This window comes from Rheinheimera soli (genome assembly GCF_021290985.1).
GTDB lineage: Bacteria > Pseudomonadota > Gammaproteobacteria > Enterobacterales > Alteromonadaceae > Pararheinheimera > Pararheinheimera soli.
Map to the genome: position 1 here is coordinate 95,723 of NZ_JAJOYU010000008.1, position 22,971 is coordinate 118,693.

The following is a 22,971-nucleotide window of genomic DNA, read 5'->3' on the forward strand; positions in this document are numbered from 1 at the left end:
ACCTACCCCTCTCTGCTCTTGCTAAAAAACTGCGGCTAACCAACTGAGAGGTTTACAGACAAAAAAGCGTTAAGGATCATTGAACTAATTTAATAGTTCACTGAAAAACTGTACTGCAACCAAGTCCCCAGCTGCAACATCAGAGCGTTCAGCCTCAAGAACAGCGAAACAATTCGCATCAATTAATGACGTCAGCATACCCGAGCTGTCTTTGCCTACAGGCCGGACTGTCAGGCGTCCATCGCCTTGCTCCACAACTGCGCGCTGAAAATCAAGACGCCCTGGTTTTTTGCGAAAGGTATGCGAGGCAACGGCCTCGAATAACGGCCTTTGCATCACCTTCTCTCCTGCTAACTTTCGAAGAGCTGGCTGTGCCAGTTGATCTAAAGTGACTATTGCAGACACCGGATTACCTGGTAGACCAAAAAACCAACAGTCATTTAATTTGCCAAACGCAAAAGGTTTTCCAGGTTTAATGGCTACTTTCCAAAAGTCTACTTGTCCTAATTCGGCCAACACTTGTTTGGTGTAATCAGAGTCACCGACCGACACACCGCCACTGGTGATCAGAGCATCAGCTTCTGCCGCAACCTTTTGGAACAGTGTTTTAAGCTGCACAGGATCATCTGCCACCCAGCCATAATCAACCAACTCAAGATCCAAGCGTTTCAACATAGCGGCCAAAACAAACCTGTTACTGTCATAAAGCTGTCCGTCGCTTAAGCTCTCTCCGGGTTTTACAAGCTCATCCCCTGTTGATAACACTCCCACTTTCAGCTTACGAAACACAGGCAACCTGGCAAAGCCCAAAGTCGCCGCCAAACCAAGGTGCAACGGGCCCAGCCTCTGTCCTGCCGATAAGACTAGAGTGCCTTTTTCAATTTCGCTGCCAGCAAGACGCACATGAGCACCTGCTGAAACCTTTGATTTAAACTCAATACTGCCATCCGACTGAAGCTGGACGTCCTCTTGCATCACAACAGTATCTAATCCCGCCGGTAATTCGGCTCCTGTCATGATCCGGACACAACAGCCAGCAGGAACAGGTTGACGATAAGGGTGTCCAGCCAGGCTATGGCCAACGACTCTAAATAACCTATGGCAGTGAAGGTCAGCAAACTTAACAGCGTAACCATCCATAGCTGAATTGTGATAAGAAGGTATTTGCAAGGGTGAATGAATATCCTCAGTGAGGATTCGGCCAAGACAACAATCTAACGGAGTAATTTCCGCAGAAAGTTTACAATTTACAGCATTGAGCAATGTTGTCACTGCAGCTTCAAAGGTCAACATCGTATTCTTACTCTCAGAGGCGTTCATTAAAAGATCCTTTGTCTTCGTAAAACGGCGTTCCTTCAACTCTGGTTATTTACCATCCAGACAGCCGCTTCAACTCTGGAACGTAAATTGAGTTTCTTCAATAAATGCTTAACATGCACCTTTACTGTTCCATCTGAGATATCTAATTCACGTGCAATAAGTTTATTGCTGCGCCCTTTAGCAATTAAACTCAATATTTCATATTCCCTGTTGGTTAGACTATTGATGTCGGCAGCTGGCTTTTCCGCAGGCCGCCTGATGGCCGCCGCTAACGCCGCATTCACGGCATCACTCAATACCATTTTTCCGCTCGCGGCTTTTTTTATTTGCTCTAACAACTCATCAGGGTCTGAGTCTTTCAGTAAGTAACCATCAGCTCCCTGACTAATGGCCTTGATAACATCTTCATTGTTATCAGAGACAGTCAACATAACAATTCTTGAGGTGATCCCTTCGTCACGAAGTCTTTTTAAGGTTTCAAGCCCATCCATCCCCTGCATATTCAAATCGAGAATAATCAAATCGGGTTCCGTTTCAGAGACCATTTCCAAGGCTTCAGCACCAGAGCCCGCTTCTGCAATAATTTCAAACTCAGGTTCAAAGCCCAATAACTGACGAAGTCCCTTACGAAGTAATGGGTGATCATCAACAAGCATCACAGTTGTTTTACAATCTGACATTTCATTCTCCGACATCCAAATCTCCACGCACAAGCATATGCTGCAGTATTGTATGGGTAGTTAGTTTGATTTATACCATGTCCCAGAGAATGTTTGACACATCCCTCTTTTACACACTATCTGACGAACCTACAGCAGCACCTGTAAGCCATTGTTTTATTTAAAAATAAATTTATAAACCACTATGCATACCTCCTTGTAGGTATCTACTCTGCCTAACAATTCTGTCAGAACTAACTCCTCAGAACAATTGTAGTGGCTTACAGCTGTCTGCATAGTTCCATAGCACCTTTTCTGGGTTAGCACGGAGTGAAACTATGTCGAATTTAAAACGTTGGGAACCGGAAAGTGAAACTTTCTGGCAACAGCAAGGCAGTAAAATTGCAAATCGGAATCTGTGGATCTCCATTCCCAGTCTGCTCTGTGGTTTTGGGGTATGGATGCTGTGGAGCATTATCACAGTACAAATGTTAAATGTGGGTTTTCCTTTTACAACCAGTGAGTTATTCACGTTAACAGCTATTGCGGGCTTAACTGGTGCCACTCTGCGCATTCCGTCGAGTTTCTTTGTCAGACTTTGCGGTGGTCGTTACACATTGTTTTTGACAACTACACTATTAATTGTTCCTGCCGTATTCACAGGCTTAGCATTGCAAGACAAAAGTACGCCTTTGTGGGTATTTCAGTTGATGGCTTTATTATCAGGTATCGGAGGTGGCAACTTTGCTTCTTCGATGTCAAACATTAGCTTTTTTTACCCCAAAAAACAGCAAGGACTTGCTTTGGGTCTGAATGCGGGTCTTGGTAACTTTGGTGTAACCACAGTGCAGATTGCTGTACCTCTGTTTATGTCATATGGTGTATTTTCGATGTTTGGCGCAGGTGAACCTATGGTTCTTGAAAAAGCCAGCGGAACAGTCATCGGCACTATTGCGGCAGGTTCTCAGACATGGATCCAGAATTCTGGCTTTGCCTGGCTAATAACCCTGGTGCCATTGGCATTTTTGCTATGGTTTGGCACTAACAACATTAACACCGAAGAAGTTACACCTAAACTTCCTGCCGCCCCGACGTCTTTTGCAATTATTTTGGCCATGCTAGGTATCGGCTTTTTGACATCTGTCGTTGGTCTTTGGTTAATGTTGCCAGAAAATGCCAATGGTTCAGGCTTTGGTATTCCCAAAGAGATAGTTATAGTCTTGGTTCTCTTTTCAACAGTAATGCTTCTGAAGCTACTACCTGGCGCAATTCGAACCAGTTTGGATCGACAGTACAAAATTTTCAATAATAAACACACCTGGGTTATGAGTGTTTTATATGTCATGACTTTCGGTTCGTTTATTGGTTTCTCTGCAGCCTTCCCTCTTTCTATTCAGGTTATCTTTGGTTATAGCCATATGATGGTTGATGGAGTCATGACTCATACAACTCCAAATCCTAATGGTCCAAGTGCGCTGACCTATGCATGGATAGCACCATTTATTGGTGCTTTGATCCGCCCTGTTGGTGGTTGGGTCGCAGATAAAGTAGGTGGTTCTTTTGTTACCCAGGTTTGTTCTGTCATTATGACTATTTGTGCGGTGGGTGCAGCCTACTATATGCAACTGGCTTATCAATCCGCTACTCCTGAACAATATTTTGTGCCGTTCTTCTTAATTTTTCTGGGGCTATTTGCTGCTAGTGGTATTGGTAATGGCTCTACGTTCCGAACCATTGCCGTGGTATTCCCTAAAGAGCAAGCAGGACCAGTATTAGGCTGGACCTCCGCTGTCGCGGCTTATGGCGCTTTCTATATTCCACAGGTACTGGGAGAACAAATCAAGGCTGCGACGCCTGAATATGCAATGGTTGGTTTCGCTGCATTTTATGTTCTGTGCTTGGTGTTGAATTGGTTTTTCTATTTACGGAAAAGTGGGGAGTTTTACAATCCATAGAAAACATCTTTGAATAAATACACAGAGAAGCCATTTTCTCCTTCAGTTGGCTTCTCTGTGATTAAGTATAATGCCCTGTTTAATTTCCTATTTTTCTTAAGCAGACAACTGAAGATAGTTTGGCGTGAATATAAAATAAACTCCTGTACCGCCCTGCTCCCGCCGACTAATTCGGATGGATCCTCCTAGTTGCTTACATCGCTCTTGCATGATGGCCAATCCATAGTGATTTTGTTTTTCAGCCTCGGGGGGGATACCTACACCGTTGTCTTCGATTGCGAGCTCTATCGCCTGGTCAGATCTCTGCACGATACGAATCAATACCTCAGTTCCCTGGCTGTGGTGTACCGCATTCTGGCTTGCCTCACGCACAATTTGTAGCAAGTGTATTTCTTCGTGTGGCTCTAATGGTGTATTAGTTAGTTGGTAATCTAACTTAAATTTCATTCCTGACTGAGCAGATAACTGGGTCGCGGTGGTTTCCAGAGCCTGCTGTAATCCACCACAATCAACTTTTAATCTAAAGGTCGTCAGCAGCTCTCTGAGCTGCCTGTAAGCTGCGTCCAGTCCGTGTTTTAATTCTGAGGCTACATCTAGCATCGACACTTTGTCATCCAACGAGATCGCTTTATTCAATCTGCTTACCTGAATTTTTAAATAGGACAACGCCTGTGCCAGTGAGTCGTGCAATTCGCGAGCTATCACTGTTCTTTCCTGCATTAAAGCTAGTCGTCTGGATTGTTCCGCCTCTGATTTAAGACTCATCGCAATAGCGAGCTGATCAGCGAAGGTAGATAGCAATTGTTGCTGCCACTCAGCCATATCAACTGATGGCTCTATTCTCACAACCAGTACACCGTAGTTATGATTATCACGGCGAAGCTGATAACGAAATACCACCATATCCCCAAGGGGAACACCTCTGGCCGGAGCTTCAATACAATCATCGCAAGTTGCTCTGCTGCAGGCATCATGATCTACATCTCCAGGTTGCAATTGCAAGTAAGGTAAATTACCGCTTTCAGTGATTAAACAAAGTTCAATATCCTTAATGTTTGACACCTCTTGCAGACGATTAATGAGGTCGTCAAGCTGCTTTCTATCTGGCACTTGCTGATTAAAGCTACGTGCCATGTCGTATAAAAATTGCAATTTGATATTACTTTGTTGTAATGCCTGGGTTTGTTGATCTACCCGTTTTTCAAGACTTCCATACATATAGCCTATGGCGTCACTCATCTTATTGATGGTGCCGGCAAGCACTCCGAGTTCATCATTCTGCTGGGGCTGTATTCTTGAGGTGAAATCACCTTGACCTATACGGCGTGCCGCACGAGTCAACTCTGAAAGAGGCTGCTCTACTCTGGTCTTTAACCAATACATAACAATCATAGCCAGAATCACGGTCAAAAATAATGCAACGATCTGAACAAGTCGCAAGGTACGAACCTTAGTCTCTGCATCACCTTGTATTCGACTTACCAAATCTTCCAACAAACCTACATGCCTAGTAATCCCTGCACTCAACTGCGCACTACTGAGTTTACTTTCACTCATAAGTGCAGATAACGTAAGCCAACTAAGTCGAGCCTCACGGAATGATTCTCTTAGTGGCAGATCTTCATGCTTTAATCTCAAAAAAACAGGATGCTGCCAACTATTCAGTAACTGTTGCTGCGCTTCAACCAGTTCATCCGATTTTCCTTGTTGGCTTAGCAAGGCCACTTTGTAAGTTTGCATTCGTAAAGAGCCAGCAATATTGATGGCTAAAGCGTCACTGTCAGCCTTCTCAGACAACCAGTAAGAAATAAGCATAGTGCCAAGAGCCAAAGTCACTATGCAGGACAAGGCAACACCGATTCGGGTAACAATTGAAAATTCTTTCACCTTCAAATTCATGTTCACTCAGACCTATTCAAAATTAAGTGCCATAGCAACAGTGTTGAGCAAGCTAGCTACCTCCTTTATCTTACCAGAGGTCAACCTCTACTGATCGCATAAAACAACAATGATATTTTTCATTTATTTTCATTGAGTTACAGAAATTCCTCTATACCTACTTAGTGGTATAACGTCTTCCTAGTACCTATTTGCGTGCCATAGCAAGCTTGTTCCAGATCAATCATTATTCCCTACACACTCTTATAGTGTTCGCAAGTAAAGCAGACAAGGTCACAACACAAGTAAAAGCTGTGATCAGCGCCAGGAGTAAACCGATGAGTCACCTTCTCGATAAATTACGGTTTTTTAAAACTCGTAAAACCCCATTTTCAGATGGGCATGGTATTACAACGAACGAAGACAGAACCTGGGAACAGGGTTACCGTCAACGCTGGCAGCATGACAAGATAGTCCGTTCTACCCATGGGGTAAACTGCACAGGGTCTTGTAGCTGGAAGATTTACGTGAAAGACGGGCTGGTTACATGGGAAACTCAGCAAACTGACTATCCGCGTACCAGACCAGACCTGCCAAACCATGAACCTCGTGGTTGCCCAAGAGGTGCTAGTTACTCTTGGTATATTTATAGCGCCAACCGCCTGAAGTATCCAAAAATACGTCAAAGTCTGATGAAACTGTGGCGTGAAGCTAAAGCTATCCACAAAGATCCTGTGTTGGCTTGGCAATCCATTATCAATGATCCAATCAAAGCCAAAAGTTATAAAGAACGTCGTGGTTTGGGTGGTTTTGTCCGTGCCAGCTGGGATGAAGTAAACGAGCTGATTGCGGCGGCAAACGTTCATACAGCAAAAACTTATGGTCCAGACCGCGTATCCGGTTTTTCACCAATTCCCGCAATGTCCATGGTGTCTTATGCGGCGGGAGCCCGTTATTTATCACTGATTGGTGGTAACTGTTTAAGTTTTTACGATTGGTACTGTGACTTACCTCCATCTTCTCCTCAAGTCTGGGGCGAACAGACAGACGTTCCTGAATCCGCGGATTGGTACAACTCAAATTATATTATTGTCTGGGGGTCAAACGTACCACAAACCAGGACTCCTGATGCCCACTTCCTCACAGAGGTGCGTTACAAAGGAACCAAAACCTGCGTCATCACTTCGGACTATTCAGAAGCATCAAAGTTCGGTGACACCTGGCTTGCCCCACGTCAAGGCACTGACGCGGCACTGGCGATGGCGTTTGGTCATGTCATTCTGAAAGAGTTTCATGTTAACAATCCTAGTGTTTACTTCACAGACTATGTTCGCCGCTACACCGATATGCCTATGCTGGTCATTTTAGAAGAGCAGGATGGAAAACTCGGTCAGGGTCGCTTCCTGCGCGCAGCAGACTTAGTAGATAATTTGGGCGAAAACAATAATCCAGACTGGAAAACTATTGCTCTGGACAACAAAACCGGCAAGTTGACCAGCCCGAACGGTGCTATTGGTTATCGCTGGGGTCAGAATACCGACCAGATCGGTAAGTGGAACTTAGAGCAAAAGGACAAAGATGGTGAAATTGAACTGGCTCTGAGTCTGAAAGATCAAAACGATGGTTTAGTTGATGTGGCATTCCCTTATTTTGGTGGTGCTCCACATGAATACAAGTACTTCCAACACACTGCGCATGATGACATTCAGCTGCGTAAAGTACCGGCGAAAAAGGTCACTCTTGCAAACGGTACTGAGGTTCTGGTTGCCACTGTATTTGATTTAACGCTCGCACATTATGGTGTCGACAATGGCATTGGTGACACAAATCGCGCCAGCTCTTATTCAGACAATGTGCCTTACACCCCTGCGTGGCAAGAAGCTATTACCGGCGTCAAACCTGAAGATGTGATCAGAGTCGCCACAGAGTTTGGCCGCAATGCGGACAAAACACGTGGCCGTTCTATGGTTATAGTTGGTGCAGCGCTAAACCACTGGTATCACATGGACATGAACTACCGTGGTTTAATCAACATGCTGATGATGTGTGGTTGTATAGGTCAAAGCGGTGGTGGCTGGGCGCATTACGTGGGGCAGGAAAAACTGCGGCCACAAACTGGTTGGGCTCCTTTGGCATTTGCAACCGATTGGCAAAAGCCTCCACGCCACATGAACGGTACTTCATTTTTCTATAATCACTCCAGCCAGTGGCGTTATGAAAAACTGGATATGGCAGAAGTGGTTTCACCTCTTGCCAATAAAGAAAAGTGGACAGGTTCGATCATCGACTTTAATACCCGTGCAGAAAGAATGGGCTGGTTACCTTCTGCCCCTCAATTGGCGGTCAATCCATTACATATTGCCGGTAAAGCTAAAGTTGCCGGGTTAGAGATTAAAGACTATCTGTTAGGCGAACTTAAAAATCGCAATATTAAGTTTGCCTGTGAAGAGCCTGAAAATCCTCAGAACTTCCCTCGCAATATGTTTATCTGGCGTTCGAACCTGCTGGGGTCAAGCGGCAAAGGCCATGAATACATGCTGCGCCATTTGCTTGGCACCAAACATGGCTTGTTGGGTAAAGACTTAGGTGGATTTGGTGGTAAAAAACCAGAAGATGTGACCTGGACAGATGAACCGGCAGAAGGGAAAGTTGACCTGTGGGTGACACTGGATTTCCGCATGTCAACCACCTGTTTGTATTCAGACATCGTGCTTCCTACCGCAACCTGGTACGAAAAAGATGATATGAACACGTCGGATATGCATCCGTTCATTCACCCGCTGTCTGCAGCAATAGACCCGGTCTGGGAAGCCCGCAGCGACTGGGAAATTTTCAAAGGCATTGCCAAAGAGTTTTCCAAAGTTTGTGTCGGTCATTTGGGCGTTGAAACCGATGTGGTCACTACCCCAATGCATCACGATACCCCTGCCGAGCTGGCGCAGCCTTATGGTGTTAAAGCCTGGTGGAAAGGTGAATGTGAGGCAATACCAGGCATCACTATGCCGCATTTAAATCTGGTGGAGCGTGATTATCCAAATACCTATCAGCGCTTTACTTCGGTGGGTCCTTTACTGGAGAAATCAGGCAACGGCGGTAAAGGCATCAGCTGGGATACTAAAAATGAAGTGAAATTCTTAAGGGAGCTCAATCGTACCCACACAACTGAGGGCATAAACAAAGGTTTAGCCAAAATCGAGTCTGCTATTGATGCCTGCGAAGTGGTGTTAACACTGGCGCCTGAAACCAACGGTCAAGTGGCAGTAAAAGCCTGGGCGGCACTGAGCAAAATCACTGGCCGGGATCACCGTCATCTTGCACTCAACAAAGAGGATGAAAAAATCCGTTGGCGCGACATTGTGGCGCAACCGCGCAAAATCATTTCATCTCCGACCTGGTCAGGTTTGGAAGACGAACATGTGTCTTACAACGCCGGTTACACCAACGTGCATGAGCTTATTCCATGGCGCACCATTACAGGCCGTCAGCAGTTTTATCAGGATCACGAGTGGATGCGCGATTTTGGTGAACAGCAATGTTCCTACAAGCCGCCAATCAACTTAAAAACTGTCGCCCCTGTGCTGAATAAAAAGCCCAATGGCAACACCGAAATCGTACTGAACTGGATCACTCCACACCAAAAATGGGGCATTCACAGTACTTATTCCGACAACCTGCTGATGCTGACGCTATCACGTGGTGGCCCTATCGTCTGGCTCAGTGAAATTGACGCTAAAGCGGCGGGTATAGAAGACAACGATTGGATTGAAATTTTTAACGTCAACGGTGCCATAGCAGCCCGTGCAGTGGTGTCACAGCGGGTGCCGGAAGGCATGAGCATGATGTACCACGCGCAGGAACGGATAGTAAACGTGCCTGGCAGTGAACAAACAGGTACCCGCGGTGGTATTCACAACTCTGTGACCCGCGCAGTAATGAAGCCCACCCATATGATCGGTGGTTATGCCCAGCAATCTTATGGCTTTAACTATTACGGCACTGTGGGGTGTAACCGCGATGAGTTTGTCATCGTTCGTAAGATGAACAAAGTCGACTGGCTGGACACCCAATAGGAGTAGCATGATGAAAGTACGCGCACAAATAGGCATGGTATTAAATCTCGACAAGTGCATAGGCTGCCATACCTGCTCCATTACCTGTAAAAACGTCTGGACCTCGCGGGAAGGCGTAGAATACGCCTGGTTTAACAACGTCGAAACCAAACCTGGTATTGGTTTTCCAAAAGAATGGGAAAACCAGCAAAAATGGAATGGCGGCTGGGTGAAAAATGCCAAAGGCGAACTGGAGTTAAAAATTGGCGGTAAACGCCGGGTGTTGGCGAATATTTTCGCCAACCCGGACTTACCGGAAATTGACGACTACTACGAACCTTTTGATTTTGACTACCAGCATTTACATAACGCACCGGACAGTAAACACCAGCCTGTGGCAAGACCACGCTCGCTGATCACCGGTAAGCGCATGGAAAAAATTGAATGGGGCCCGAACTGGGAAGAAATTCTTGGTACAGAGTTTGCGAAACGCAAAAAAGATCAGAACTTTAACGAAGTAGTGCAAAAAGACATCTACGGTCAGTTTGAAAAGACCTTTATGATGTATTTACCACGTCTTTGCGAACACTGCCTGAATCCGGCTTGTGTGGCTGCTTGCCCAAGTGGCGCCATTTATAAACGCGAAGAAGATGGAATAGTACTGATTGATCAGGACAAATGCCGCGGCTGGCGTATGTGTGTTTCGGCTTGTCCGTACAAAAAAATCTACTACAACTGGAAAACCGGTAAGTCAGAAAAATGTACTTTCTGCTTCCCGCGCATTGAAGCAGGTCAGCCAACAGTCTGTTCAGAAACCTGTGTAGGCCGGATCCGTTATCTGGGCGTTCTGCTCTACGATGCAGACAGAATTGCAGAAGCGGCCGGTGTCGCGAATGAACAGGATTTATACCAGGCACAACTGGATATTTTCCTGGATCCGAATGACCCTAAAGTGATCGAGGCGGCCCGCGCTGAAGGTATCCCTGATAACTGGATCAATGCAGCTCAACAAAGCCCCGTCTATATGATGGCGATGGAATGGAAAGTGGCACTGCCACTGCACCCTGAATATCGTACTCTGCCGATGGTTTGGTATGTGCCGCCACTGTCACCTATTCAAAGCGCTGTGCAGGCTGGTCATGTCGGTATGAATGGCGAGATCCCGGATCTGAAATCATTGCGTATTCCACTGCGCTATCTGGCCAATATGCTGACCGCAGGAGATGAAAAACCTGTAGTTCGGGCTTTAGAACGCATGATCGCCATGCGAGCCTTCAAACGCTCACAACAAGTGGACGGTGTTGAAGATCTGGAGGTTTTAAAATCTGTTGGACTGACTGCGCTGCAAGTCGAGCAAATGTACCGTTATATGGCACTTGCTAACTATGAAGATCGCTTTGTGATCCCAACCAGCCACCGTGCTTATGCTGAAAACGCTTATGACCTGAAGAGCAGCTGTGGTTTCAGCTTTGGTAACGGTTGTGGTGATGGCAATAACGGCGTCAGTCTTTTTGGCACTAAAGCTAAAGGCGTTCGTCAGGTAATTCCAGTTGAGCTGAAGGACTAACAGATGAAAATTTTACAAGTGTTATCGCTGTTACTCGATTACCCAACTGAACTACTGAGCGACAGTCGGGACGAGCTGATAAATCTGACACAAGACTCCTCCTTGTCAGCTAAGGCAAAAGAAGCAGTACTGGCCTTTATCAACACCAGACTGGATGGCGACTTAATGGACTGGCAGGTAGATTATGACGGCCTGTTTGAACGGGGTCGTTCACTCTCTTTGTTGTTGTTTGAACATTTACACGGTGAGTCGCGTGACCGCGGTCAAGCCATGGTCAATCTGCAAAATCAGTATAAAGAAGCAGGACTTGAAATTGGCCTGAAAGAATTACCTGATTATGTGCCGCTTTATCTGGAGTTTTTATCAACGCAGGGAGATGACAACGCTCGCTTCGGCTTGCAGGAGGTAGCGCCTATTCTGGCGCTACTAACAGCACGGTTGCAGAAACGCCATAGTGACTATTCGTCTTTATTTCTGGCGATGTTGGAACTGTCAGACACCGATATCGATCTGTCAGATATCGTACGTCAAATCGCTTCAGAAGAACGCGACGACACCCCCAAAGCACTTGATAAGGTGTGGGAAGAGGAGATGGTCACTTTTCTTGGCAATGATCAGCAAAGTGCCTGTAGTAGCAGTACCAGTCGACCAACAGAACAACAACGTAAAGATCAGTTTATTCCGCTGAATACCGAGCTACTGAACGGCCAGGAATTCAGCACGGATACACTGGCCGCCGAGCTTTTTGCCCATGCAGTGACTAAAGCACCGGCAACAGCGACCAAAGGAGCTTGATATGACCGCCTTTACCCCTTCAATTTTTGACAGTTTTGCCTTTGGTATATACCCCTATATCGCCATGGCCATCATGTTTATCGGTAGTTGGATCCGATATGACAGAGAGCAATACACCTGGAAAACCAGCTCCAGCCAGATTATGGAAAAGAAACAATTACGAAAAGGCAGTATTGCTTTTCATATTGGCGTAATTGCAATTTTCTTTGGTCACTTTGCGGGTTTACTGATGCCAAAATCTGTCTGGCATTTGCTCGGTATTACCACTGAAATGAAACAGCTGATCGCTATGGGTGTTGGTGGATTCTTTGGGCTCATTTGCTTTTACGGCCTGACGATTTTAATTATCCGCCGCCTGACCAATCCAAGAGTGCGGGCAGGTTCCAGTACTATGGATATAGCCATCTTGCTGGTGTTGTATGCACAATTGATTTTAGGGCTACTATCGATCTTTGTTTCAATGGGACACTTAGATGGCGCTGAAATGCTGAAGCTAATGGCCTGGGCACAAAATACCATGACCTTCCAGAGCGCGGCGGCAGTTGAAGCCATATCTGGAGTTCACTGGATTTTTAAAGCTCATGTGTTTTTAGGTATGACTATTTTTGTACTGTTTCCGTTTAGCCGCTTAGTGCATATGTTAAGCGTACCAGTGCAATATGTTCGTCGTCAGCATCAGATAGTACGCCAACGTTTCGTGCGTTAAACCTGAAAGTAAGCACGGATGATTGCATCAGACAGCATCCGTGCTTTATTCGAATTACCGCTGATGTTGTCTGTCAACCATTGACTGTAACGACAAAACCAACATCAGAAGAGCTGTGAAGAGGTCTACATGATCATTGTCAATGAAGTTAAAATTCCTGAACACGCTATTATGGCGGAAATGCAATATCATCCAGCACCAGAGAAAAGAACGGCAATGCTCAAGGCAGCTGAAAGTCTCATTATTTCGGAGCTGCTTAAACAAAGAGCTGTGGAACTGGGCTTAGCTGAAGTGGACCAACTAGAAGATACTTCACCGCAGGCACAAGATGCAGTCTTAGACATGCTGATCAAAAAAGAAGTACTGATCCCAAAAGCAAGTGAAGCCGAGTGTTTACAGTATTATCAGCAAAACCCTGGTCGTTTTGTCACCTCTCCCCTATTAGAAGTACGTCATATTTTGCTGCCAGCGGCACCAGACAATGACGGTGAGAGAATCAAAGCCAAGCAGCTTGCAGAAGGCATCATCACTGAACTGCAAAAAGCGGCTGATTTTGCAGCATTAGCAACCCATTATTCAGTCTGCAGTACAAAAGATAGCGGCGGATTGTTAGGCCAAATCACCAAAGGTCAGACCGTGCCTGAATTCGAACGACAAATATTCAAAGCACAACCCGGATTAATGCCTTACCCGGTGGAAAGCCGTTTTGGCTTACACGTCGTCGATGTGCTACGTAAGGTTGAAGGAGACCTCCTGCCGTACGAAGCAGTCGAAGTAAAAATTAACGACTACCTCAACGAGAAAGTCCGCCGTAAAGCCATTGCACAATATATTGAGACTTTAATCAGCGCTGCCGCAATTGAGGGGTATGATTTTAAAGTAAGTAGCTCCCCTTTGATGCAATAACAGATCCGAAGCTCTTACTCACAGGCCTGTATTCAGGCCTGTGTCCATTTTTTGCTTCGATACCTCCTTTTGGCCTTCATATATACCCCAAGTTCCTGTCACTTCAATCTCACAGAAGCTGTCCGCCGAAGTGTCTGACCAGACTGCCACCCTACCCACAAGTAGGTAACCATCTAATTTAATTAATATTTAAATCAAAACACCTTACAATTATGCGGCGTTATACAGTCATATTGAAGGGTTCTATGAACACAACTTCTTTTGTATCTTCAGTTAAAATTAACACCATAGTCTGTGCTCTGTCCGGTTTAGCACTGATGCCGGCACAAGCCACAACAACCACTCTGGCCGATGCCTTAAAAGAAGGCTCTATCAACGCTCAGTTTCGTTACCGTCTGGAAAATGTAGATCAGGACAATGCACTTAAAACTGCAACAGCTTCGACATTACGTAGCCGGCTTACTTTACAATCAGGTAGCTGGTTCCATACAAAAGCGCTGATTGAGTTAGATAACGTCAGCAGTATAGGTGGTGAGCGTTACAATAGTGGAGTGAACGCAAATAGCCATTACTCCGCAATCACAGATCCAACCGGAACAGATATCAATCAGGCCGCATTGTTATTCACCCCTTATAAAAACAGTCAGTTTACCCTAGGCCGACAACGTATTAACTTACAAAACCAACGCTTCATAGGCAGCGTAGGCTGGCGTCAAAACGAACAGACGTTTGACGGTGTGCGGTTGACGCAACAGCTTGGTAACCAATGGCAGATTGACTTATCTAGTCTGCACAACACAAACAGAATCTTTGGCACAAAAGGAGCTGATGCAGATCTACACGGCCGATTTTCTTTAGGGCAACTGAAATGGCAACCAATGCCTCAGCATACTTTCACCGCATTTCACTATGATCTGGATTTTGATATTCTGAATAGCCGCGACAGCCTGACACAAGGTTTGGATTACGCTGGTTATTTGGCGGCATTGCCGGATTTTAAATGGCTGTTTGTTTTTGCTGAACAGGAAGACAAACATCAGGCTCCATTGCAATTCCAGCATCATTATCATCGCGTAGATCTGAGTTACACCTTCAAAGATATTATAGTGAAGCTGGTACAGGAAAGACTTGGAGGCGATGGTCAAACTGCCTTCCAAACCCCTTTTGCTACACTGCACGCATTTCAGGGCTTCACTGATGTGTTTCTGGTAACCCCAACAGTGGGTATCAGAGATCATTATCTTGAAATCAGTCTGCCATTAAGCTCTGTATATCTTAGTGCAAGCTGGCACAGCTACCATAGTGATGCAGGCAGCAGTAAATTAGGCACTGAAATAAATAGCAGTGTTACTTATGATCTCCTGAAACAACTCAACCTGATGTTCAAACTCAGCCATTATCAAGCGGACAGTTACGGTGTTGATACGAATAAATTGTGGCTGATGGCAACCTACTCTATTTAAGGCTCTTCTCAACCCGACTCCCCACGTCGGTTTGTTGCTACGCCATTCAATAGGTTCTGAATGGCGTTTTTTTCCTCTTAAATCCGCAAATCTGTACAGGCCCCAGACAAATTCGAAGTAGCTCCAATGGCTAGCATCGCTGACACCACTGTGCATAACTGTATTGTCACACCCCGAGTTTAATCACCATAACAGAGACATCTTTACAGTTAAAAGTCTCAGCTTACGGACTATTACCACCATAGGGGTAACAACCCTAAACAAAATGCGGCGTGCAGAGATAAGGAAATTCTGATGAATGAATTTATTGATCTAGATCAATCTTTATTCCCCACCGAGGTCTAACCTACACAACATGTAGTGCTAAAAATGAAAATAAACACAAGATAAAGCGTTATGAACAATCTCAACTATTATGCGGAACAAGTAGTGTGGCAAGAGGTGCCAGAACATACCAGTCTGGCATTTACCATTTGCGGATGCCCCATTGGCTGCAAAGGTTGCCACAGTGCCGAAAGTTGGCCTGAGAATTCCGGATATCCCTTATCAGCAGAGATGCTGCATGACAAGCTACTGAAGTACAGTGGGCTCATCAGCTGCGTGTTATTTTTAGGCGGAGAATGGCATCCGGCATTGCTCAAAGAATTACTTTTACTTTGTAAAAAGCACCGACTTCACACCTGTTTATACACAGGGCTGGAACTGCGGGAAATACCAATAAACTTAATCGACTCTCTCGATTTTGTTAAAACAGGTCCCTGGAAAAAAGAATTTGGTCCACTGGGTTCTCCCTCAGGCAATCAGCGTTTTTATGACTTAAAAAACAGACGAGATCTGACCTGGAAATTTCAGTCGCCACAACATCATGATACTCAATTTCATGACATGAGCTCACGCAGGGATATACCTGAAAAAGTTGCCCCATCTCATGGCACCGCTGTCGGAGCTGAAAACATCTCTTTTGTATACATCGACACATCAGAAGTAACAACAAAGCCACCTATCAATTAAAATAAGGGATTTTGCTATGCAAAGATTAATGAAGCATCAGGTCGAACATAAACTTAACTTTATAGAGCAGTACCTTCATGCACAAAACGCTGCGGACGGTTCGAAGATGGATGCGAATGCCAACGTAACGCAAAAAAATATCGCCACACTGGAAGCGGAAATAATGAAAGATTATTTTATTCAAGTGAATCGAGCTCAGGTCAGTAAAAAAATATCTGAGCTTTTTGGTCAGGATTTAGCTTCAGAGTATGTGAGGCAAATTGAAGCTCATGAAATATACGTACATGATGAAACAAGCCTGAAGCCTTACTGTGTGTCTGTCACTATGTATCCGTTCCTTCGTGATGGATTAACCAAGCTGGGCGGCGAATCAAAAGCACCTCAACATCTCGAATCATTCTGCGGCTGCTTTGTTAACTTTGTTTTCGCTGTCAGTAGTCAATTCGCTGGTGCTGTCGCTACGGTTGAGTTCCTTACGTACTTTGATTATTTTGCCCGTAAGGACTACGGTGACAATTATCTCCATACACACCGCAAACAGGTTGAAAACCACCTTCAGCACGTGGTTTATGCATTAAATCAGCCTGCTGCTGCACGCGGTTATCAAAGCGTGTTCTGGAATATTTCTGTGTATGACTACTATTATTTTGACAGCATGTTTGGCAACTTTGTATTTCCGGACTTTGTAAAACCTGAATGGAGTTCAGTATCTGCTTTACAGGACTTCTTCCTGAACTGGTTTAATGCCGAACGAGAAAAAACAATCCTTACTTTCCCGGTTGTTACCGTTGCAATGCTCACTGAAAAGAGCGAAGGAAAAAGCCACTGCAAGGATCAGCATTTTGCTGAGAAAATGGCTCATCAACTTGCAGCGGGCAGCGCCTTTTTTGTTTATTTATCAGATAGTGCGGATTCGCTAGCCTCCTGCTGCCGCTTGAGAAGCGAGATCAGTGACAACACTTTTTCATACTCCCTTGGCGCAGGTGGTGTGGCAACAGGCTCCATCAACGTCATTACAATCAATATGAACAGGTTGGTACAGGACAACAGAGATTTAGCCGAAGAAGTGACTAAAATTCATAAGTATCAGGTCGCTTACCGCAAACTGATGGAGGAATACCAGGCTGCAGGTTTGATGACAGTATATGACGCAGGTTTTATCAGCCTGGATAAACAATTTCTGACCATAGGTATTAATGGCATGGTCGAAGCCGCTGAGTCTCAAGGCTTTGAAGCGAGTAATAATCCTGCTTACATTGACTTTGTCCAGCAAAAATTAAAAGTCATATTTGACGCGAATAAAGAAGCCAAAGCTCTTTATGGTTACTTGTTTAATACCGAATTTGTACCAGCGGAAAACCTTGGAATTAAAAATGCAAAATGGGATAAAGAAGACGGTTATTTTGTCCCAAGAGACTGTTACAACTCTTATTTTTATGTCGTTGAAGACAACAGCAGTAACGCGATAGATAAATTCCAGTTACATGGCAGAGCTTTACTGGATTATCTGGATGGCGGTTCTGCTTTGCATTTAAATCTGGATGAAAAATTAACAACCCAGGGATATATGCAGTTATTAAACATAGCCGCTCATACTGGCTGTAATTACTTCTGTATAAACGTAAAAATTACTATCTGTAACCAGTGTGAAAAAATCGACAAGAGAACCTTAAACTCATGTCCACATTGTGGCAGCCACGATATAGATTATGGCACCAGAGTCATTGGCTACTTAAAACGAGTATCGTCTTTTAGCAAAGGCAGACGAACTGAGCATTCACTTCGTCACTACCACCGAAAACCGGCGGTGGCAATAAAAGCGGCCTCCCCCGCGATACAAGAAATGGCAGAAGCTTGATCTTTTCAGCTCAAGGCTAAGCAGGACGGTAAAACGACAGGATAACACTGTCGTTTTGTTAGCGCCTTAAAAAAACTACCTACAAAGAGGCATCCTGAATGCCCATTTTTTGCAGCAACCAATGCCGTTGGTGTTGATAAACTTGAGTATGTCGATTATCAGTCAGAAAACTACAGAACTCCCCGGGGTACTTTAATGAATATACAGAGTTATCAGGATTTAATCACAGCTGCAAAGCAACAGCATGAACCACAGCGATTGCTCTTGGTATTTGCAAAAGCCGAGCTCCCCAATGGTTATACCGAAAGCCAACACAATAATTTTCTGCGTGGTGAAGGCGGCACTTTGAACCCTGTACTTTGCGTTGATAAATTGCCAGACGAAATTGCTGAATTTGAAATACTGAGAGCTGAATCCGAAAAAACAGGCTTCGACTGGGATATTGCTTTTGTGTCCTCGTTGGCCGGCCGCGGTGGTTTTCCGCCAAACAGTGATGAAGCCGAGCAACCACTTAAAATGATGTTAGCCAAAATTCAGTCTGGCATGATCGCAGACTTTCTGACATTTAACCGCTCAGGCGAACTCGTAGCTTTATTATGAAATTGCACGAGCTGATTTTAATCCTAATGGATAAAAACTTAATGGTTGGTGGCCAAGATGAAAAAAGCACAACTCGTCGAAAAAATTGCTTTTGAAGCAGATATAACACTATCAGAAGCACAAGCCGCTCTAAATGCTTTACTTTGTTCAATTACAAATGCATTAAGAACAGGTGATAATGTCGCATTAGTCGGGTTCGGCACCTTTGAAAATAGAACGCGAGCAGCACGCTCAGGCCGTAACCCCAAAACTGGACAACCCATCCACATTGCGACCTCCCATATCCCAGTGTTTAAAGCTGGCAAGGTATTTAAAGATGCCATTAATTGATCTTCTGGCTACCGTCGTATTATAGCCATTGATATGCCCAGTGACACAGGAATGTGAGTTTATCCTCAGTGTATTGGAGCATACCCAAAAAACTGATACCTGAACCTTTAAAAGCATTAAAAAAACGGATGAACGCTGCTTTATGAAATGGATATTCTTTTTACTTTGCATATTTAATGCTTCAACACCCTTTGCCACATCACTAAGTTTCTGCCAAGAATCTGATGCAGAGGCACCGAATCTCGCAGACTACGATATTGGCCAACAAAGTTACAAAGGTGTGCATGCAGCAGTTGTCGCACATGCACTATCTACTTTAAAAATTGATTTCACTATTAAACGTCTGCCATGGCTCAGATGTATGCATGACGCTCAATCAGGCAAATTTGACGGAATTATAGGTATTGGTTGGTCGGGTGAGTGGGACTTAATCTTTGACTTTCCAGGAGATTCGGAAGCCGAGCCGATGAAGCAATATAGTATAACCAGAGCCGACTACTATATTTATTCAATAAAGGGTAACTCTCTTAGTTGGGATGGCTATGCACTTTCAGGTCTAAGATATGGTATAGCTGCACCCAAAGGCTATGTAGTGGAAACACTTTTAAAAAATTTGAATGCCCATAAAGAGCTTGATACTGGATTGGCAGTGAGTTTTGAGCTTTTAGTTAATAAACGTGTCGATGGAGTGGTAATGACTGATAGCTCCTTAAAAGCTTACTCATTACAATACAAAGGTACAAAGATAGTGAAGTTAAGTCCTGTCTTTTATCAACAACACGTTTATATGGCGTTTAGTCTAAAGTCTACAGTATCAAATCAAACACGAAACCTTATCTGGCAACAGATTGCACTCTCAAAGAGAGTGATAGCAAACAGTGAGAATTCCTAGTTCTGAACGGGGAAGCATCACAAGACCAATGTTAATTATCAGCAGAATTATTCATAACGGTGCAGACCGTCAACTTCACTTTGCCACTTCCTGCCAGAAAACAAACAGCTAACACCCACGGCCTGCACTCATAGGTATTATTCAGAGATTTCTAAATTTATCAATTGGATAGGAAATCAAATAAGAGCGTGGATCTTTCTTTTATTGACCCACCTATCTTCTACCAACAAACGGGCAGCTCCATATCATTTGACAAATAAAAAACAAATGAATATAAACATTAAATTTACATTTAATTATTTAATAAATAACAAATAACACTTGCATGAAACATTCATCTCGAATAATCTCCGCGCAAATTGAGAGAATAATTTTATGTGCGACCCTATACAACAATTTGAATGGCTACCAGCTTTTGCGGAACTAGCTAACGCTTTAATTAATGAATCACTGGAATTCGGTTGTTCCGCTCAAATAATCGCCCAACTTGAATTTTGTGACCTGCGGGTTATAAAAAACCAAGACAAACGTTATTACCTGATGCCTTTGGGGGCATTTTTTCAGTTGCACGATAGTGTGGATCTGAAGACGGAATCCGCGGAACAATACGCCCGAGTCTTTTCTGATCACAATGCAGCCCTTACATTTTTATTAAATGACCTACTCACTATCTGCTCCGCGATTTCACCAATTCAACGTGTTGATCTGCTGGATCGATTGTTCCTGAAAAACCGCAGGGGGCAGTTACCAATAATACGCAATCAGGCACTGCTCGCAGCATTTAGATTAATGTTAGGCTTACCGGTCACTGGCTACGTTACTGTCGGCACTCTGTGTGAAAAGCTAGGGTTGTCTGATCAATCCAGGTCTCTGAAAAATCATAGACATTACCGCAATTGTCTGAATCGGTCAGGGAATTCCCCACATAAAATCAGACAACAGGGGGCCGCAAAATGAACAATTTTGAACAGCTACCTAATGAACTGAAATTTTTTGACGGTCAACCTGTGCTGCAATTGGTTGTGCAGGTTGCACAGCAATTGTTGCCTGAGCGTCGTAACGAACTGCTGGCGCTGAACCAATGTCAAGTTGCCTCTGATGAGTGGTCTACACCACAGGCGCTCTGGGCGGCACTGAAAACCAGACATCAAATTTCAAATTATCAGCTGCTGGCGGCACTGGTGTTTCCCTACCCAGAAATGCAACCAGTGATAAGAGCTGCACTGAGATTGTTGTTACAGCTGGTTTTTGACTGGCGGGGTTATGAACCCGGCGACACACCTTCAATAGTTAAAACCTGCGCGCAGGCAATTCGAATGGTTGGTAGGGGTAAACATAATTCTGGGTTCCCACAGCCTGATGCTGACCTGACGGATCCGCAATTAGACTCCTGGCTGCACACTCTATTGGGTTTAACAGCACCAGCTCAGTCCCAACTCGACATTGAACTGCGTAAAGTGGCTGAATATCTGCGAGCACAGCGCCCTGCTATCACAAAAATTAGGCAAAAATTTGCGCCTGTTGCGCTCTATCCTACTGATACTGTAGAAACAAAAATTTCTGCTCCATTAATGAGACGTGCGCCGACCACTATGCCGGCTCAGGGTAATAATTTAAACGATGGCAGTCTGAAGCTCCTCACGCACTTTTTAGAAAAAAAGCTTGTGTCGGCATCTCCAAGTGAACAGTCAAACGCGGCTTATTTGATCGCATTGTTATTAGCTGGCGTGTTACTGCCATCGCGACCACAGGATGACCAAACTCCTATTCAAAATTTGGTGCAAAACGGGGTGATCAAATTTCGTTACGATGGTATTTCTGTTCATTACCAATTGGAGCTGCCTCAAGGGATTAATGATAGCCAGGGCTGCCTCAATGACGATTTTGAAGTTCAGATTAAATACAGTTGGCCCTGCACCGTAAATCCCGATTTAATTTATGAACAAAAAACTCGAGAGCTACTCAGCGAGTTTAATCAGGCGAATGGCCTGCGGCTGTCCCAAGCTGTATTAGCACGCTATCAATCAAGTTATTTTAAACGCGTGGACTCGGATGTAGTTCTGAGTTCTCATCTGGCAGGACGTAGCGCAAAAAAAGATGTATTGAATAACTATGTTTATTTAGAGTCTGGACAACTACAACTGGCTAAAGACAGCTACCTACAACATATTCAAACCGTCACCGCGTCCGAGTTCCTGTTGCCCGATTGTGCGGTTCCGCAGGGCTGGTTGGGGTCAACCCGTGTGCCTGAAGTATCAGCATTGCTAACAGATTTATTTAAATTTCTGTATAAAAAATCCAATCAAAAAAGCTTGTCCCGGCACAACAGGATCGCACTGCACACACTGTTAATACTGCAGTTGTCTACATGTCACAGGCCAATTCAATCCCCTTTTGAGAGACTCAATCATTTTGACCACAACCTGAAAACCTGCAGGGTCAATGATAAAAATTTAGAATTTGAGCCGCGAATTATTGTTTTGCCAGATCTAGCGCAGAAACAGTTAACGGCCTATATAAGCCACCTCAGACAAACAGGGGAACGTTATGCTAGCCCTCAACATTTAAAACATGCTGCAAAATCTGCACTACAAAACCTAGGCGATCTGTTCTTTTTCGAGGAGAGAACTGCTGTAATTCCGGTCACGCCATCCAAAATGCATGCGTTGCTAGTCGATGTTATTGAGGCCCTGAACAATCATTACGAAAAAAACTATTACGAAAAACTTCAGCTATTTGCCAAACTCCCGCTCAATTGGTACCGGCATTATCTGGCAACACAATTTCGGCCTTTGATCCAACAAGGAAAATTTTCTCAGGCGAGCTTTGATTACTTTTTTGGCCATGGCGAAAAATCACTGGCAGCAGATGGCAGCGGTTCAGTAGCAATCGCAACACAGATCAATGGTCTGTTACAGAGCCTCAAGATCAAAACGGTGAATTGTAATGGGTAGTCCAAGCCGCCAAAGCAGAGTCAAAAAT

17 protein-coding genes are annotated in these 22,971 nt (G+C 44.5%); 14 read left to right on the plus strand and 3 right to left on the minus strand.

Going from position 1 to position 22,971, the window contains the following annotated elements; all coding sequences use genetic code 11:
- Window positions 1-84: 84 nt before the first annotated feature.
- Window positions 85-1,359: a molybdopterin molybdotransferase MoeA gene (gene moeA, locus LSG37_RS07795; protein WP_233079353.1), complete on the minus strand. Its 1,275-nt coding sequence runs from the start codon at window positions 1,357-1,359 to the stop codon at window positions 85-87.
- Window positions 1,356-2,015, minus strand: a complete 660-nt coding sequence (gene narL / locus LSG37_RS07800; protein ID WP_233079354.1) for a two-component system response regulator NarL — start codon at window positions 2,013-2,015, stop codon at window positions 1,356-1,358. The genes moeA and narL overlap by 4 nt, the downstream gene beginning before the upstream one ends.
- Before the next feature lie 302 nt (window positions 2,016-2,317).
- Between narL and LSG37_RS07805 the strand changes: the two genes are divergently transcribed.
- A complete protein-coding gene (locus LSG37_RS07805; protein WP_233079355.1) occupies window positions 2,318-3,934 on the plus strand; it encodes an MFS transporter in 1,617 nt (538 codons plus the stop codon).
- Window positions 3,935-4,030: 96 nt separating this feature from the next.
- Here the strand turns inward: LSG37_RS07805 and LSG37_RS07810 are convergent, their stop codons facing one another.
- The gene (locus LSG37_RS07810; protein ID WP_233079356.1) at window positions 4,031-5,833 is read right to left on the minus strand and encodes an ATP-binding protein; all 1,803 of its coding nucleotides are present in this window, start codon (window positions 5,831-5,833) and stop codon (window positions 4,031-4,033) included.
- Between the two features lie 317 nt (window positions 5,834-6,150).
- Here LSG37_RS07810 and LSG37_RS07815 point away from each other — a divergent pair, with 317 nt between their 5' ends.
- The 13 genes from LSG37_RS07815 to LSG37_RS07875 all read left to right on the plus strand — a co-directional run bounded on the left by LSG37_RS07815 (window position 6,151) and on the right by LSG37_RS07875 (window position 22,943).
- On the plus strand, window positions 6,151-9,882 hold the full coding sequence (locus LSG37_RS07815; RefSeq protein WP_233079357.1) for a nitrate reductase subunit alpha: 3,732 nt from the start codon (window positions 6,151-6,153) through the stop codon (window positions 9,880-9,882).
- A 10-nt stretch (window positions 9,883-9,892) separates the two neighbouring features.
- On the plus strand, window positions 9,893-11,428 hold the full coding sequence (narH, locus tag LSG37_RS07820; RefSeq protein WP_233079388.1) for a nitrate reductase subunit beta: 1,536 nt from the start codon (window positions 9,893-9,895) through the stop codon (window positions 11,426-11,428).
- Between the two features lie 3 nt (window positions 11,429-11,431).
- On the plus strand, window positions 11,432-12,223 hold the full coding sequence (gene narJ, locus LSG37_RS07825; RefSeq protein ID WP_233079358.1) for a nitrate reductase molybdenum cofactor assembly chaperone: 792 nt from the start codon (window positions 11,432-11,434) through the stop codon (window positions 12,221-12,223).
- A gap of 1 nt (window position 12,224) precedes the next feature.
- Window positions 12,225-12,929, plus strand: a complete 705-nt coding sequence (narI, locus tag LSG37_RS07830) for a respiratory nitrate reductase subunit gamma (protein WP_233079359.1) — start codon at window positions 12,225-12,227, stop codon at window positions 12,927-12,929.
- A 129-nt stretch (window positions 12,930-13,058) separates the two neighbouring features.
- Window positions 13,059-13,835 carry a peptidylprolyl isomerase gene (locus tag LSG37_RS07835; protein WP_233079360.1) on the plus strand — a complete coding sequence of 259 codons (777 nt, stop codon included), beginning with the start codon at window positions 13,059-13,061 and terminating at the stop codon, window positions 13,833-13,835.
- Window positions 13,836-14,080: 245 nt separating this feature from the next.
- Window positions 14,081-15,298: an alginate export family protein gene (locus tag LSG37_RS07840; RefSeq protein ID WP_233079361.1), complete on the plus strand. Its 1,218-nt coding sequence runs from the start codon at window positions 14,081-14,083 to the stop codon at window positions 15,296-15,298.
- 396 nt (window positions 15,299-15,694) lie between these two features.
- Window positions 15,695-16,309 (plus strand): anaerobic ribonucleoside-triphosphate reductase activating protein, encoded by a 615-nt coding sequence (nrdG, locus tag LSG37_RS07845; protein ID WP_233079362.1) that lies wholly within the window; start codon window positions 15,695-15,697, stop codon window positions 16,307-16,309.
- 16 nt (window positions 16,310-16,325) lie between these two features.
- Window positions 16,326-18,167, plus strand: a complete 1,842-nt coding sequence (nrdD, locus tag LSG37_RS07850) for an anaerobic ribonucleoside-triphosphate reductase (protein ID WP_233079363.1) — start codon at window positions 16,326-16,328, stop codon at window positions 18,165-18,167.
- Window positions 18,168-18,362: 195 nt separating this feature from the next.
- Complete coding sequence (locus LSG37_RS07855; protein WP_233079364.1) at window positions 18,363-18,767, plus strand: ribonucleotide reductase subunit alpha; 405 nt, start codon at window positions 18,363-18,365, stop codon at window positions 18,765-18,767.
- Window positions 18,768-18,824: 57 nt separating this feature from the next.
- Window positions 18,825-19,097, plus strand: coding sequence for an HU family DNA-binding protein (locus LSG37_RS07860; RefSeq protein WP_233079365.1), 273 nt, complete (start codon window positions 18,825-18,827; stop codon window positions 19,095-19,097).
- A 142-nt stretch (window positions 19,098-19,239) separates the two neighbouring features.
- Complete coding sequence (locus tag LSG37_RS07865; RefSeq protein ID WP_233079366.1) at window positions 19,240-19,989, plus strand: substrate-binding periplasmic protein; 750 nt, start codon at window positions 19,240-19,242, stop codon at window positions 19,987-19,989.
- A 375-nt stretch (window positions 19,990-20,364) separates the two neighbouring features.
- Window positions 20,365-20,946, plus strand: a complete 582-nt coding sequence (locus tag LSG37_RS07870) for a hypothetical protein (RefSeq protein ID WP_233079367.1) — start codon at window positions 20,365-20,367, stop codon at window positions 20,944-20,946.
- Window positions 20,943-22,943, plus strand: a complete 2,001-nt coding sequence (locus LSG37_RS07875; protein ID WP_233079368.1) for a hypothetical protein — start codon at window positions 20,943-20,945, stop codon at window positions 22,941-22,943. Before LSG37_RS07870 ends, LSG37_RS07875 begins: the two co-directional genes overlap by 4 nt.
- Window positions 22,944-22,971 lie beyond the last annotated feature (28 nt).